The following is a 13,412-nucleotide window of genomic DNA, read 5'->3' as shown; positions in this document are numbered from 1 at the left end:
TCTCCTATACCTTATTTGCTATCACCAAAAAGTACATCCGCAGTGCTGAGAGCGTTTTCACTGCTACCACTTACAAAACCATCTTCTGACATGGCCTTGCCAATTCTTGAAAAAATACGGAATAACTCAGGATGATTACCTAGTCCTGAATCATTTAAATATTGCTTGAGCTCTGGCGTACCGAACTGATCCACAGCTTTTTGTGCGTTACCGATTGACTCAACAGAACCAAGCTCTTTATCTGCCTTTACCGTTTCTGCCCATTCAGTTACTTGCTTTTGCCATGCTGCCTCTTGCTGTTTGGCAATTTGCGGCATGATCGTAGAGCCGTAGACGTCAACAATCTTTTGCGCCTGCTCGTTGCTTAAACCAATTTCACGGGCGATGGGCTCAAACGCCGCTACCGCTTCTTTATCCAGCTCCTGACCTTCACCAACCGTAAACTCATACTTTTCAGGCGCAGCGCTTACAGGCTTCTTGTCATCACCTTCCTGCTTAGTACTGGACGTATCATTAGCCTTGTCAGTTTCTGTACCAGTAGTCGTAGTCTGATCACCTGTTGTTGATGTTTCAGTTTTAACCGCTGTAGTTTCTGTGGTTGTCGCAGCTGCACCCTCGCCACCATCAACTGAAACCTCATTACAAAGGCGACGAAACACCAAGCGTTGAAATAAATTCATTGATTGTTCTCCTGTTCTTTGGCTTCTTCTGCCATGACCAAATAGAGATCAGGGCAAACACTCATTACATCGTTAAACAGTTCCAATCCCTTATTGCGTCTACCTTCATTGAATGAAGTGATATAGGGATCAGGCGTAAATGAAACTTCGAAAACACCACTGGCAGATAGAGTTTTCCAAATAAAACGACGACCACACTCAGTACTCATAACCTGCTTTAAATCATCGTATTCACGTTCTTTTCTAAGCTTGTCTTTAAGCTCTAAATCAGCCTGAATCTCTGCCTTTTCCTCTTCCGAGTAATCATCAAACTTTGTCATTGACCACCACCAGCAAGCGCAGATAAGGCGCTGTTATCGTCCATAGGTGTATTACTAAGAGCCTGAGCACCAGCAACCGCATCTTGTGCCATTTGCATTTGTTGCATCTGTTGCTGTTGCTCTGCACGCTGCTGGCGAATAGCGGCTACTTGGTCATTGGATGAAACGATAGTTGGGGAAACACCGATTGATTCAGCGTAGTTATCAATCATTTCGTCAGTGTTCATCTTGTCGAGTGCTTCTGGTTTCATATTTGCCAGACCACCAACGAAGCCAACAAAACGCTCAATGCTGCTAACACCAACTGATTTTTGCGCCTGCGCCATAACAGAAATGTATTCAACCTTAAGCTGCATACCCTGCATTTCTTCTGGTGGCACTGGTAACAGGTTTTTGCGCGCCATGATTGCGAACGTACGATTAATTAACTTGTCGAGTAGTTCAGAATCCAAGCGTTGTAAGACAGGACCTAACATGAGTAGCTTTTCTTCACGCATTTCAATGACTGCCTCGACGGGCATTGAACGTGTATTAACGTTAGCCATCATCATGAATAGGTCAGAGAAATAGGCTTCTTTGATTTGATTTCGAGTATCGCCAATGTCAGCAATCAAGCCGTTAATGTCGGCTTGTACTTGGAATATCGGCTTAATCATTTGATCAGCACCAGCCATTGGAAGATAAGTTATTCCACCAGGAACAAGTGAAATGCGCTGATTCTTAATTGAAGCAGGCGCTTGCATAGGTGGGTTGGTGACTTTATCAATCTGCTGTGCTTTGCGGCGTTGCAATAGCTGCAATGCTTTCACGCTACCCAATGCAATCATGCCGGGGCATGATGAGCCGTAGACGTCCTCGCCGTTCACTTCCCAGCGTGGTGCCATAATTGGAAATTCATCAAAGCCAGATTCACGCAGAACCCTGTCACTATCGCCGCCCATTTCAAAGTAAACGGACTTAAACAGCTTGTTCTTAGCGTCCAACTTGCCGCTGATACGGTTTAAATTTGGGTAGACTGAATGAATGACGGTGATCCACTGGCTATAGCTGCCAGAGTCCCACATGCTTTTAACCTGTTCACTCACATTGTCTAAGCCGAACTCCATAACCAACTGGCGTACAGTCATGCTGAATTCACGGAAACAGGTATCAACGGTTAAGTCAGGGCCATTCGCAATGTAATAGCTACCAATAGGAAACGGAACGGTACGAATGACACGTTCGTTATCTTCCAGTACAGCTAATGCGCTGGTGGCAAAGGTGCCGATATCGGAATAAGTTTGCGGTAGTGATTGATAGATGTTTGAACGGTTGAACACCTCGTTCATGCGCTGCTCAACAACTTCAAGCCACATTTTTACAGGGCTATAGTTCATCATGTCAGGGTCTGGCGTAGCCAAGCGGAACCACTTACGGGCGGGGCTAGTTATCCCTGACATCATGCCACTTGATAAAGTACGCTCAGATTTAGCCGCTTCTTGGTCGATAATTTTCGTATTACGTCTATCACCGCGATTAACTTCTGATGTGTTAAAACGAGTGCTACGAGGGCGCGTATACTCTGCAAGCTCTTTCCAGTGCGGCTCAAATGATTGGCGCTCATTCTTAAGCTGTGAGAGTTGCTTTAATAAATCCTGCTTTAAACTCATACCGCCCCCGTTAGGTTACTGACCAAGTAGCGTTTTACCGCTGGTTGATGCTGCATTGGTTGTACCCTGCGCACCTGTTAGCAATGTTGACTTACGACCAGCGGCAGCACGGCGGCGGCGTAGCTCTTCATCACGCGAACCTACTACAGCCTCGTCCTGTTCTTGTGGTGCCGCCTGAACTGGTGGAGGGGTTTTAATCTTTGGGTTACCACCTAGGATATTTCCGCACATATAACACCTCAATAAAATAAACAATAATATACTTTATGATTTATTGTATATCTTATTTGACAAATATAAAACCAAGATATACATTTTGGTCATAGGTCGTTAGTCGGATGTTCCTTTGCCCGTTATCAAGTGACTTTCCTTTGCTTATATTTGCCCTCGCTGTGAGGGCTTTTTTTTGCCTGTTAGTTAGGCATATGGATCGTAATCAGCATCACTAACAACGTGACCGCCATGACTAGATGTAGAAATGTTATTGCGTTCTTTTTTGGTCACTGGGTAAGCAAACGTTAATACTAGTGCATCACCTTTACCTGGTGAGCGTCCGATGCGTTTTTTAATGTCTTCTTTTGGTTCAAGTACAATTTTACCATCAACCCTAACCTTATATTCAGCCACGGATAAATCATCAGCTGTTTCTTGGTCATCAAGTGCACCGCCTATTTTTAACCATGTTTTAGCGCTGCTATACATCTCACCACGCTTATTTAGCATTTGCGGGTCTGTAGACGCGCTACCGAATTGCACGAGCTGCCAATCACGCCCCCATCCAGTACCAATAGAGTAAATCCCTGTACCGTATCCATAATCTATATGAACAGCATCAGCACCATACTGATCCTCAAAGTCAGCAATGCGCTTAGCCATAACCATATCATCAGTAGTTTTGCTACCGGTCCATAGGCATTTGCTGTGCAGACCTTGGCGCATATAAATAACCGCATCATCATCACCTGAGTATGCAGGGTCAACGCCTATGATAATTGGCGCATGTGATACTTCGGCCTGTGTTACTGTACGCTTCATGGCTGCATCAGTTAAGCCAGTAGGTATGAACTGCGTTTCAGATGTTGATGGGAAAATACCGCGCACACGAACCTTAACAAAGTCGCTATCCTCGCCCCTGTCCTCAATCCATTTATCAATCTGCTCTTTATTGGTACCTTCAACCGTACGGCTATCAATCTGTTTAGTTTTCCAGCGGTGCTTAAACTTACGGAAACACTCACGAAAGCGCCCTGTGTTACGTGTCGGGTTACCAAAGGCTATCCAGATGATTTCTGTATTTTCATCCGTCAAAGCTCCCTCAGCTACTTCCCACACCAGATCCGCAATGTTGGAAGCCTCATCAAAAATTAGAATGATACGCTTACCCTGATTATGTAAGCCTGCAAATGCCTCTGTATTGTTCTCAGACCACGGCACAGCATCAGCACGCCATGCATTGGAGTGATTAGGGTCATTGGAATAGATAGCGGTTTTGGTACATGTAAACCAATCCTTGGTGATAGATAGGCGCTGCCACTTCGCAATCTCTGGCCATGTCTTAGTACGTAGCTGGTTTTCGGTGTTGGCAGTAACAACAACCTTACAATCTTCGCAGGTGTCCATGCCCCACTTGATAATCATCGATATGAAAGCAGATTTACCAATACCATGACCTGATGCCCTAGCAAGCTGTAGCGGCTGGTGCCGAGTCTCAGGGTTGCGCAAATGCTCGCCTATTTCGTTCAGTGCTTCCGCTTGCCATTGCCGAGGCCCACTAGCATTTTCAAGCTCGGTGCCGGCCTCACCCCAAGGAAATGCGTAGAGCGCATAACTTAACGGGTCATGCGTAAACATGCCGATATCGTTAATTAGTTGTTCTTCTGGCGACATGGTATCAATCATTGCTCACCACCAGCGGCACGCTTACGGGCTGCTGCCAGCCTATCAGCAAGGGAAATAGTTACATCGACCTGATAGCGTTCACGGAATGCGTTAACGTCTACATGCTTACCGACCATTTCAAGCACGCGAAGCTTATCTAACAGCTTCACTTTCTTGACTGTTACACGCTCATCAATGACGGCTATTTCAAATGCAGAAATGCTTTTACGCCATACTGCAGGCCAATCTTTAATTGGCTTGATATCACCCGTATTAGTGAGTATGTCGGCAATATCAGCATCAAGCATATTAACCAATCGCTCTAACACGCTGTCAGCATCAAGCTTCTTGCGCTTGTTGCGTTGCTGCATAAGCTGTGCGATACGGTCAATAACACGCTGGTCTTTCATGAGTTGTGATGCACGCTTACAGGCGCTAACTTCGGCATAGCCTGCTGCTAGCGCTGCATTGGTTTGATTATCAGGGGCTTTAATATATTCCTGACAGAAGCGCTCCATTTGAGCGTTAAGCGGTGTAGGTTTTCTGGCTGGTGGCTTGCGTGGTTTCTTTGTGGTCATAATCATCACCTCTACGGTTATTATGACCAACTAAAAGATAACATTCAAACCTTATTGTATTAAGGTCTATAATGAGAATTCAAGGTTGAGTAAATATCATTAAACCCATTAAACTTTTCCATTTCCACCTTAAATTTATCTATTGTTGATAGGAACGATAAGACCATGTCGTTACCATCATCAGATTCTATCCCGAGTATAAAATCAACAGCGTCATTAAATCCTTCATAATCCTTGTTTTTTACGTATCCTATACAAGAATCCCTAACCATAGAGATATTAAATATCGCCATATTTAAATTATGCAGTGAATTAGATAACTCATACGAAGCCTTTGCTGATTCAACCAAAAATAAGTGGTTAAACATCGTTGAGTATTTAGGAATGAGCACAAAACGCGAACTTGATTCATAATTAAAACAAAATTGCACCCATTCGCTACCATGAGATTCAATAAATTCAACATCTTTTGAGCCATTTAACATACTTTTTAGTTGAATAAATAACTCAATTTCTCTTGTTAGATTAAACGCCTCTCTAGCTGCTATATCCCTAATAGCATTTATCTTTGCTTTCTTTTCCTTGCTTTTTTTCCAGATTTCCAATCCTTCTTTAAATACAAATAATGCCACGGCAACTATAGATGTAATTAAGGCTGCAATCGGTAAAGCTGTTATTTCCAATGACATATAATTCCCCTTTGCTTAACCCTTGTTATTCTACCTCCAATTTAATATCATGCCACCCTTTAGTATTCCAGCACTCAGCGGCACCAGACAGGCAGCAATTAGCTACTGGTAGCTGCTCACCGCACTTACCACAACACCGTTTTGATAGCTCCGCAATCTCACGCTTGAGCCGTGCGTCATCGTTGCGTATGAGCATCTGAATGTATTCCGATTCGTCGTACGGTTCGCGACCTGGTCTACGCAATGCACAATTACGCTTAATCATTTCGTGCTCTTCGGCTTCTACCTGCCACTGCGGAGTAACCAAGCCAGCATCACGCTGGCGTTTACGTTGCGCAGCCTTGCGCTATGCTGGTGATTTAGCCATTGAATGCCATCCCCACAGCTACAGCGAACACACACCAGAACACAGCAAATACCAAGTAACGTTTAATCATAACTGCCACCCTATTAGCTCAGGAATTTGTCTGGTTTCCAGCTCTACAAATGTTAAAAACTCACTCATAGAATTAACTACTTTTATCGGCGTTTGCATCAAAGCATCACTAATCACAATTCCACCATCAACAGGTTGTGCAACCCATATAGCACCACCACATTGCCAACCATTGCTACGCCAATCACCCCTGACCTCGAAGCTATAACCTCTACTGAGCTTTCTGTGCTTGATAATTTGTATTGAATCGTAATTCATATTTACCTCGCGTGACATGTCACGATTGTTTGTTTAGTTGAATTAACGGAATATCGAAATCAATGTGATTACCACCCGTTAGCTGCTCAAACTCTTTCTTAACCGCACTAATTACCTCACCTTCGCTATCCATGAATGCCACAGGCTTTTGTTGAGCAAATGCAAGGTTTTCACGAACAACATCATCAAGGTAAGTGCAAATTGCATACACTTCTTGAGATGAGATATTTTCAGGCGATACAGAGCCGTCAAGAATGTCGTAGCACAGCCTAATTGCGTCGATAGTTGCCATGATTACAATCTCATCGGCATGATCATCACAGTAACGCGCTCATCGTGTGGGTTCTTAACTTCACACACCACAGCATCAGTGGCTGACTTCACTCTGATTTCATACGCTGGCATACGTGGATTAACAAACTTGGCTACCTTTTCTAATTTGGATAAATAACCAGAGTTTATGAGCAGAACGGGCGGTAATTTTTCATCTGCTTTTGCGGTAGATTCGATAAGAGGATTAATATTTGGGTAGCGACCATCGATAACACTACACAGTCCAACACCAACAACAAAACCAGACTCTGAGTGAAGTTTTACAATCTCTTCCTCTGTATCGAAAACAGCGTATTCAAATGTTTTAGTTGGCAACTTCCCAACAGACAAAATCACTTGGTCTGTAATTTCATTGTCATGATAACCATAAGCAAGCATGTGCCCGTTAGTTCCAACTACCTTTCCATCGGGCAGAAAACAAATACCATTGATGTAATAACGCACATCACGAACAGCCATACATTCCATGACGGCAAGCAACGTTCCACGATTAACTTTCAGTTTCATAATTAATTACCTTATTCATTTCTAATTTAGTAATTTCAATCACTTATTTACCCATTGGTAACAAGTTCATGATTTGTCGATTATTCCGGTAACCTTACCGTTATCATTCCTGTGGTGCCCCACACCTTAGAAACTCGCCCATCCCAGATGCATGAATCATCGTCAAATATGGCGTCCAGTAAGGCTTTCTCTAAGTTGTCCTTGTCTGGCTTTTGCTGGTGGGGCTTACCGTCCATTTCAGCCTGTTTTTTCTTGCTCCATGACTTCGGCATAGGCATAACAAAAATTACGTGGTAATCGCTCTCAGGCAGGTTAATACCCCTTGCTCTCACCTCGTCACAGAACGCCCGATAACGCATTACAGCTGGTCGCTTCTGCCATTTGTCACGCTGCGTCATGCGCGGCTTAGGTACGGGTACAATTGGATATTCAAGGGTTTTCATACCGCTAAGCCTCGCTTGATACGCTTAGCTCTTGGTTTTGCTAGTAATTCATTGAACATAATTTGTAATCGCGCTGGTTCACCTGTTTGGCACCATGGGCCATATTCAGGTATCACGGCTGGTGATTTAGCTTTCTTTGGCTTACTGGCTCTCACCTTGTGGCGTTGACTGCTGCTAGCTTGCCTAGCTAATCCAGCCTCGTAGTTATCATTCAGCTTGTAGCCAAATGCTCTAATTCCACCCTCTTCAACGGTTACCAACAAAACAACATTAAATTGTTCCAGTTGGTTCAAGGCGTCCTTTGCAGTGCAATATGGAACCTTAATACCGTTGCTTTCAAAATGGTCTCTAATCGCTTTTAACGACATGCTTTGACCGCCTTTGAGTAGCTCTATAACCCTATCCTGAAATAACATAACCATTACCTCGAATTCGATTAACCCACACGGTTAATATAAACAATTTGTTTATCTTTTCAACCATAAAAAATCAGTAAGAATTGATTTTCTTACCACCCTTTAAAACGCTCTGTAATGCTCTACATTTGATTTTCACATTCAACCTATGGGATTTATCATCCTGTATATCAAAAGTGCCTGTATGTTAATCCTGCTAACGATTTTGATAACCTTTGAATCTTATTGTCTCCGTTGTTTACCTTTTTCAATTAAATCCATCCAAGCAGGACGAGGTTTTGATTTATCGGTAAGTGTCAGTGTTGGCTCTGGTACCTTTTCGCCCTTTCTAACTCGCTCAGTCCATTGTGATAACATTTTGTCTAGTCGCTTCTCACATTCAACCTCAGTTAGCCTTAGGTCAATCATCTTCGTTCTGAGGTCTGTAAATATCCAGTACTGAACCGGATGTTTGAATGGGTACATTTCCGCGCTCTGGTAGTTATTGCGCTTAGCGCAGTAGGTTAAAAAATCTCTAAGCTGTTCGTCAGGATCAAGCCCAAACGGGTTATGCTTAGCCGCTTCACCAGATAACGCGACAATCACGTCTGATAGTTCCGGTGGCCATGGATTGCCATTCATGCAGCGGTCGATACAGAATTTAAACAGTCCGTCCAGTTGCTGATCACTCAATGCGCTTAGCGCTTGCTTCCACATCAATGACGGTTCCGTGCCATTCTTGTTTTTCCATTTGTCGCCGTAGATTTCGATCATCTTCAACCAAAGCGTCAACAGCGTCTTGCCCGTATTTATCGAGGACGTGTTGTAAGAATTCCTGCATCGCTTTTGGCTTTCCTGCGAATTGGCTATCGATCTTAGTTCTCTGACCTGCCCCATTTTTCACCACCTTTTCGTTTTTCAATCGACTGCGTTTCAGACCGTTAGCAAGGGCTAGTTCCCATTGCTCGTGTGTTTTGGCTTTTCCCTCTGCCCCCCAGTAAGTTATAAACTCGGCTAGCTCATGAGGCTGTAACGGCTCTTTGAGTATCGTTCCCCAATACGCGGCCTTTTGCGTAAAGTCCTGATCAGGTTCCCAGCCGTGATACATCACAAATTTATCATTCACACCAAAACCACCAGCTGGAACACGACCATTCAAGATAGAATTATTAGCATTCGGATCAGATTGAAAATTATCCTCGTGCGCATTAGAGAGAGGATCTTTTATATCTCTATTCTTATCTTTATCTTGTTGTGACACATCGTGACATTTCGTGACATCTTCGTGACATGCATTTTTATTTTGTTCTTCCTCTCTTTGAATTCTTTCTCTTTCGCGTTGCTCTCTTTTTCGCTGAGCTGCTGATTTTGCTCCTGTTTCTGCGTTTCCTAAGTCTTCCTTTTTTGGCTGGCGACTCTCCCAACCAGTAATTTTTGAGCCATCTAAAACACGCCCCTGCATGGCATTTAAAACAGCTTCAATCTGTTCATTTTCAACATCCAGAGCACTTGCTAAATCTTCAATCGTGACTGTCACGTGACCGCGCTGTGACACATCGTGACATTTCGTGACATTCTGTGACGCATCAACAAGAAGATGAATGTAAACAGCTTGAACTAATGCAATTGGCTGCTTTGAAGCCCTTGAAATTGTTCTCCATTTAGGATCGTTAGGCATGTCATGCCAGAGCCTAAGCCATTTATATGTAGACATAGGCCACCTCTACGCCGTAGCGTTGATTTCTCTTGCCTGTTTCAATAGCTTGCTTATCTCTTTGCGATAAGCCGCTGAGTTAATTGCTGAGCATTCAACACAAACACCATTGCTAGTGAATCGTTCTGAATCGTGCCCATGCCTGCATGGTTTTCCCGTATAAAAACGACTAAGGCCATTCGTAACGGCCTCCTTTCTAGTGATAATCTTCATTGATACCTCTTTATCTATGATTAATTAGCAGTAAGATTATACGCTACAGAAAAAATAATCAACCATTTAAACGTTATTGTTTATCCATCTAATCATAAAAAGACCGCTTTCGCGGCCTTGTGTGATTTACTTCATAAATTTGTCTGCTATTTGGTCTAGCGTTAGCTCTATTCCGAATGTATTAAGAGCCTTCTGCAATCTCTTAGCTGTCTGTAATGATACGCTACGACTGCAATAGCGCAGATGGATAGAAACATACTGTACGGTCAGGTTTGCGCTGTCTGCAAATTGCTGGCGCTCACGCTTAGATAGACCATTCCAGAATATTTTGAAGTTAAAATCTTTCATATCAACCACCATAAAGATAAACCGACTCACAATTTTAAATCATGATAACCAAATCGGTAATTTACCTAAAGGGTTAATTTGATATTTAATAGATAAACAGAATAAACAATATCGAACAAAATAAACGCAAGGGAAAAATACAGTGAAAAGCATTCAGGATATCAGAAGAGACAATCTTGTCTTTGTGATAGAAAAGCATTACGAAGGGAAACAGAAGAGCCTAGCGGCAGCGCTTGGTTGTGCTCCTAATGTTATTTCTCGTTATTTAATGTCCTCTGACATGAAAAGCCATCGTTCGCTTAGCGATCCTATTGCTAGAAAGATTGAGCACCTTACCAAGCTACCCAAGTATTATATGGACAAGGATCACTTGAATGTGCCCGCTGAACAGATAGCAGATGAATTAGCACGACAGCCTACCGATATTGGGCGCATACTTGGTGATAACATCACAACATTCATGCTAATTGATGGCTTTAAATCACAGGCCCAGTTATCAGTTAAATCCGGTTTAGGCCAAGCCACTGTAAACCGCATTATCAAAAATGAGTCCAGTGCTACAGTTGATAGCGTTGCTGCAATTGCGGAAGCCTTAGGCCGTAAGCCATACGAATTACTCATGTCTAAAGATGATTCAGATGTTCTTCACTACGATCATAAAAAATTTGCGGCATTGCCCGATAACGAAAAAGAAAAGATACAAGACTTTATAGAGTTCATAATTAGTAAAAACGAAAAGTAAAACAAAGCATTACATTTACAGCCAGCCTCGAGCTGGCTTTTTTATTCACATGAAAGATAAACGAAATGGTTATTTATTTGTTTTTAACAGTTGACAACTGTCGTTTATGGTTTATTCTTTATCTCATGTTAACCCACAAGGTTAACGCTCTTTAACAATACAGAATGGCTATCACACTCCTAAATTCTGTGAGCCGCAGAATGTCTTAGCTAACCCGTAGATTCGGAATGCAAGATTTGGACAGTGACAATATTAATCAATCTAGCTGTTTTAGCTGGATTTTTTTCACGCCACAAACATAAACAATTTGTTTATCTAAAGGTGATTGAAATGATGTTTTTTATCGAAAATGGTTTTCATGTATTCATCGTACGTGGAAACAAGAAAGTATTTAGCAGTTTTAAAGAAGGCATCGTATGGGCATTTACTACCTGCGTAGCAATTCAAACCGACAAGGAATTATCTAATGAGCAATCAAGAACAAGAGCAATTTGAAAAACGTAAACTAAGCAATATTGTTAGTGCAATTTTAATGGCTAATGACATTAACACGCCTGAAAATATTGATAAGCTAACTAATCACTTAAACAAAACAGCCACCAGCGAAGAGTTTGAACCGTTCGAAAAGGTAGCTTTTGAGTTAAGTATTACCACTACATCAACGCCAAAGCTGATGTTTCTATATGATAACGACATTATCAATGCTTACATTCATGTCATTAAGAACCCTGATAAATTCCGTTCTAATGTTGACCGTAAAAAATATTTCCAGTCTTTGGTTTCACCTGATAAAGAGGAAGTGGTCGAACCTGCTAAACCTGATGTGATTACTCACGCTAGTGAAGATAAACAAACTGGTAATGTTATGCCGGAAATTATTGAAGAATGCCCCGTAAATGAACCGCATTACTTTGAACCAGGGCGTTATACAGATATTTCAAATGATGATTACCATTCATCAAATGGCATTAGCAGCACAATGCTTAAAGATGCTCGCATAAGCCTGATGTACTACGAACGTCGACACATCAGTAAAGTTATTCAGCGTGAACGCTCAGAAGCCTTAGACTTCGGTAGCTTATTTCATATCTTAGTTTTAGAGCCTGAAAAGGTTGAAGATGAATTTAGCCTTCCGCCAGTTATCCCTGCAGAAGCACTGACCAATACTGAATCCATGAAGAAATGGATTGAAAAATACAATGCTACATTGCAGCCAGTAATGAGTAATGACGAACTAAAAGCTGAAATTGATGCATATAACGCTACCCTACCACAGCCATTACCGCTATCTGGTTCAGTAGAAGAAATTGGTGGACTGTATGCAAACTTACCTGATGAATTTAGAACGATACCTGAATCAGATAAGCATACCGCCGCCGCAATGAAAGCCTGCATCAAAACATTCAATAATACCTTACCTACACCCTTGAAAACATCTGGTGGCAGAATCGACCTGATTAGGGAATTGGAAATGATAAACCCTGAATTGGTGGAAACTGAACGCAATAAACCAGATCCACTGAATACATCAGGTAAGAAAGAGGACCTTATCGCCAGAATAAAAGGCGTTTCCCCTAACACTGTTTTCGCTGATGAGTTAATGCAAGCATGGCAATCGGATGAATCACGCATTCGCATTACTGCTGATCAGTACCGCTTAGGTAAAGCAATGCAGCAAGCTGTATTTGACCATCCAGAGGCAGGGAAACTGGTAACTCACCCTAACCGTGCAGTTGAAGTTAGTTATTACGGTATCGACGATGACACAGGCTTAGAAGTTCGTGTGCGTCCTGACTTAGAGATCCAGTATGACGAAAACCTAAGAGTTGGTTTTGACCTTAAATCAGCTTCATTAGGACGATACAAGCAGGATGCAATCACAGCAATGATACGCAAGGAAATCATTAACCGTGATTACCATGTCAGCGCTGCAATGTACTGCGATATCGCCATGCTAGACCAGTTCTTCTGGATATTCGTCAACAAAGACGAAAATTACCACTGGGTTGCAATCGTTGAAGCATCACCTGAACTGCTTGAACTTGGTCGCTTGGAGTACAAAAAGACGCTGCGCGATATCAACAACTCAATGAACACTGGTGTATGGCCTGCCCCAGTCACCGAAACACTCACCATTAATCTTACTGACTTTGAAACACGCAAGTTAGAAGAACTTCAATTAGAAGCTTAATCCATTCTAGCGCCCTGCTTACTGCGTGGCGCTTATCA

At 42.5% G+C, this 13,412-nt stretch carries 20 protein-coding genes; 3 read left to right on the top strand and 17 right to left on the bottom strand.

The window, feature by feature from the left end; genetic code table 11:
• Positions 1 to 11 precede the first annotated feature (11 nt).
• The 17 genes from FVA69_RS10030 to FVA69_RS09955 all read right to left on the bottom strand — a co-directional run bounded on the left by FVA69_RS10030 (position 12) and on the right by FVA69_RS09955 (position 10,471).
• A complete protein-coding gene (locus FVA69_RS10030) occupies positions 12 to 680 on the bottom strand; it encodes a peptidase (protein WP_164528785.1) in 669 nt (222 codons plus the stop codon).
• Entirely contained in the window at positions 677 to 1,000 is a 324-nt protein-coding gene (locus FVA69_RS10025) for a hypothetical protein (protein ID WP_164528784.1), read from the bottom strand. Before FVA69_RS10025 ends, FVA69_RS10030 begins: the two co-directional genes overlap by 4 nt.
• Positions 997 to 2,649, bottom strand: coding sequence for a portal protein (locus tag FVA69_RS10020; RefSeq protein ID WP_164528783.1), 1,653 nt, complete (start codon positions 2,647 to 2,649; stop codon positions 997 to 999). The genes FVA69_RS10025 and FVA69_RS10020 overlap by 4 nt, the downstream gene beginning before the upstream one ends.
• 15 nt (positions 2,650 to 2,664) lie before the next feature.
• On the bottom strand, positions 2,665 to 2,880 hold the full coding sequence (locus tag FVA69_RS10015) for a hypothetical protein (protein WP_164528782.1): 216 nt from the start codon (positions 2,878 to 2,880) through the stop codon (positions 2,665 to 2,667).
• Between the two features lie 186 nt (positions 2,881 to 3,066).
• Positions 3,067 to 4,548 (bottom strand): terminase, encoded by a 1,482-nt coding sequence (locus FVA69_RS10010; RefSeq protein ID WP_164528781.1) that lies wholly within the window; start codon positions 4,546 to 4,548, stop codon positions 3,067 to 3,069.
• Positions 4,545 to 5,105 (bottom strand): terminase small subunit, encoded by a 561-nt coding sequence (locus FVA69_RS10005; RefSeq protein ID WP_336431441.1) that lies wholly within the window; start codon positions 5,103 to 5,105, stop codon positions 4,545 to 4,547. Before FVA69_RS10005 ends, FVA69_RS10010 begins: the two co-directional genes overlap by 4 nt.
• A gap of 59 nt (positions 5,106 to 5,164) precedes the next feature.
• The gene (locus FVA69_RS10000; RefSeq protein ID WP_164528779.1) at positions 5,165 to 5,794 is read right to left on the bottom strand and encodes a hypothetical protein; all 630 of its coding nucleotides are present in this window, start codon (positions 5,792 to 5,794) and stop codon (positions 5,165 to 5,167) included.
• 25 nt (positions 5,795 to 5,819) lie between these two features.
• Positions 5,820 to 6,101: a hypothetical protein gene (locus FVA69_RS09995; protein WP_238789305.1), complete on the bottom strand. Its 282-nt coding sequence runs from the start codon at positions 6,099 to 6,101 to the stop codon at positions 5,820 to 5,822.
• A gap of 126 nt (positions 6,102 to 6,227) precedes the next feature.
• A complete protein-coding gene (locus tag FVA69_RS21665; RefSeq protein WP_164528778.1) occupies positions 6,228 to 6,488 on the bottom strand; it encodes a hypothetical protein in 261 nt (86 codons plus the stop codon).
• Positions 6,489 to 6,507: 19 nt separating this feature from the next.
• Positions 6,508 to 6,780, bottom strand: coding sequence for a hypothetical protein (locus FVA69_RS09985; protein ID WP_164528777.1), 273 nt, complete (start codon positions 6,778 to 6,780; stop codon positions 6,508 to 6,510).
• Between the two features lie 2 nt (positions 6,781 to 6,782).
• Positions 6,783 to 7,328, bottom strand: coding sequence for a hypothetical protein (locus FVA69_RS09980; protein WP_164528776.1), 546 nt, complete (start codon positions 7,326 to 7,328; stop codon positions 6,783 to 6,785).
• 80 nt (positions 7,329 to 7,408) lie between these two features.
• A complete protein-coding gene (locus FVA69_RS09975) occupies positions 7,409 to 7,771 on the bottom strand; it encodes a RusA family crossover junction endodeoxyribonuclease (RefSeq protein WP_117162268.1) in 363 nt (120 codons plus the stop codon).
• Positions 7,768 to 8,187, bottom strand: a complete 420-nt coding sequence (locus FVA69_RS09970; protein WP_238789304.1) for a hypothetical protein — start codon at positions 8,185 to 8,187, stop codon at positions 7,768 to 7,770. Before FVA69_RS09970 ends, FVA69_RS09975 begins: the two co-directional genes overlap by 4 nt.
• Positions 8,188 to 8,409: 222 nt before the next feature.
• On the bottom strand, positions 8,410 to 8,883 hold the full coding sequence (locus FVA69_RS09965; RefSeq protein ID WP_164528774.1) for a replication protein P: 474 nt from the start codon (positions 8,881 to 8,883) through the stop codon (positions 8,410 to 8,412).
• Positions 8,852 to 9,880, bottom strand: a complete 1,029-nt coding sequence (locus FVA69_RS21660) for a DnaT-like ssDNA-binding domain-containing protein (RefSeq protein ID WP_238789303.1) — start codon at positions 9,878 to 9,880, stop codon at positions 8,852 to 8,854. The genes FVA69_RS09965 and FVA69_RS21660 overlap by 32 nt, the downstream gene beginning before the upstream one ends.
• A gap of 53 nt (positions 9,881 to 9,933) precedes the next feature.
• Positions 9,934 to 10,059 carry a hypothetical protein gene (locus FVA69_RS21655; RefSeq protein ID WP_306804950.1) on the bottom strand — a complete coding sequence of 42 codons (126 nt, stop codon included), beginning with the start codon at positions 10,057 to 10,059 and terminating at the stop codon, positions 9,934 to 9,936.
• Between the two features lie 160 nt (positions 10,060 to 10,219).
• Positions 10,220 to 10,471, bottom strand: coding sequence for a hypothetical protein (locus tag FVA69_RS09955; protein ID WP_241254169.1), 252 nt, complete (start codon positions 10,469 to 10,471; stop codon positions 10,220 to 10,222).
• 112 nt (positions 10,472 to 10,583) lie between these two features.
• Here FVA69_RS09955 and FVA69_RS09950 point away from each other — a divergent pair, with 112 nt between their 5' ends.
• The 3 genes from FVA69_RS09950 (at position 10,584) to FVA69_RS09940 (ending at position 13,374) form a co-directional block, all read left to right on the top strand.
• On the top strand, positions 10,584 to 11,183 hold the full coding sequence (locus FVA69_RS09950) for a helix-turn-helix domain-containing protein (RefSeq protein ID WP_061063964.1): 600 nt from the start codon (positions 10,584 to 10,586) through the stop codon (positions 11,181 to 11,183).
• A 243-nt stretch (positions 11,184 to 11,426) separates the two neighbouring features.
• On the top strand, positions 11,427 to 11,678 hold the full coding sequence (locus tag FVA69_RS21650) for a hypothetical protein (RefSeq protein ID WP_164528223.1): 252 nt from the start codon (positions 11,427 to 11,429) through the stop codon (positions 11,676 to 11,678).
• Positions 11,650 to 13,374: a PD-(D/E)XK nuclease-like domain-containing protein gene (locus FVA69_RS09940; RefSeq protein ID WP_164528773.1), complete on the top strand. Its 1,725-nt coding sequence runs from the start codon at positions 11,650 to 11,652 to the stop codon at positions 13,372 to 13,374. Before FVA69_RS21650 ends, FVA69_RS09940 begins: the two co-directional genes overlap by 29 nt.
• Positions 13,375 to 13,412: the final 38 nt, after the last annotated feature.

Origin of the sequence: Providencia sp. PROV004, from assembly GCF_011045615.1 — a bacterium.
GTDB lineage: Bacteria > Pseudomonadota > Gammaproteobacteria > Enterobacterales > Enterobacteriaceae > Providencia > Providencia rettgeri.
The sequence above is the reverse complement of the archived record's forward strand: the minus strand, read 5'-3'. Positions and strand labels throughout refer to the sequence as shown.

Coding starts and splice junctions, on each gene's coding strand:
- FVA69_RS09965 (WP_164528774.1), bottom strand. CDS start 8,883: ATGTGGAAGCAAGCGCTAAGCGCATTGAGTGATCAGCAACTGGACGGA.
- FVA69_RS10005 (WP_336431441.1), bottom strand. CDS start 5,105: ATGACCACAAAGAAACCACGCAAGCCACCAGCCAGAAAACCTACACCG.
- FVA69_RS21660 (WP_238789303.1), bottom strand. CDS start 9,880: ATGTCTACATATAAATGGCTTAGGCTCTGGCATGACATGCCTAACGAT.
- FVA69_RS09940 (WP_164528773.1), top strand. CDS start 11,650: ATGAGCAATCAAGAACAAGAGCAATTTGAAAAACGTAAACTAAGCAAT.
- FVA69_RS10025 (WP_164528784.1), bottom strand. CDS start 1,000: ATGACAAAGTTTGATGATTACTCGGAAGAGGAAAAGGCAGAGATTCAG.
- FVA69_RS10010 (WP_164528781.1), bottom strand. CDS start 4,548: ATGATTGATACCATGTCGCCAGAAGAACAACTAATTAACGATATCGGC.
- FVA69_RS09975 (WP_117162268.1), bottom strand. CDS start 7,771: ATGAAAACCCTTGAATATCCAATTGTACCCGTACCTAAGCCGCGCATG.
- FVA69_RS21665 (WP_164528778.1), bottom strand. CDS start 6,488: ATGAATTACGATTCAATACAAATTATCAAGCACAGAAAGCTCAGTAGA.
- FVA69_RS10000 (WP_164528779.1), bottom strand. CDS start 5,794: ATGTCATTGGAAATAACAGCTTTACCGATTGCAGCCTTAATTACATCT.
- FVA69_RS09985 (WP_164528777.1), bottom strand. CDS start 6,780: ATGGCAACTATCGACGCAATTAGGCTGTGCTACGACATTCTTGACGGC.
- FVA69_RS10015 (WP_164528782.1), bottom strand. CDS start 2,880: ATGTGCGGAAATATCCTAGGTGGTAACCCAAAGATTAAAACCCCTCCA.
- FVA69_RS09970 (WP_238789304.1), bottom strand. CDS start 8,187: ATGTTATTTCAGGATAGGGTTATAGAGCTACTCAAAGGCGGTCAAAGC.
- FVA69_RS21655 (WP_306804950.1), bottom strand. CDS start 10,059: ATGGCCTTAGTCGTTTTTATACGGGAAAACCATGCAGGCATGGGCACG.
- FVA69_RS10020 (WP_164528783.1), bottom strand. CDS start 2,649: ATGAGTTTAAAGCAGGATTTATTAAAGCAACTCTCACAGCTTAAGAAT.
- FVA69_RS10030 (WP_164528785.1), bottom strand. CDS start 680: ATGAATTTATTTCAACGCTTGGTGTTTCGTCGCCTTTGTAATGAGGTT.
- FVA69_RS09980 (WP_164528776.1), bottom strand. CDS start 7,328: ATGAAACTGAAAGTTAATCGTGGAACGTTGCTTGCCGTCATGGAATGT.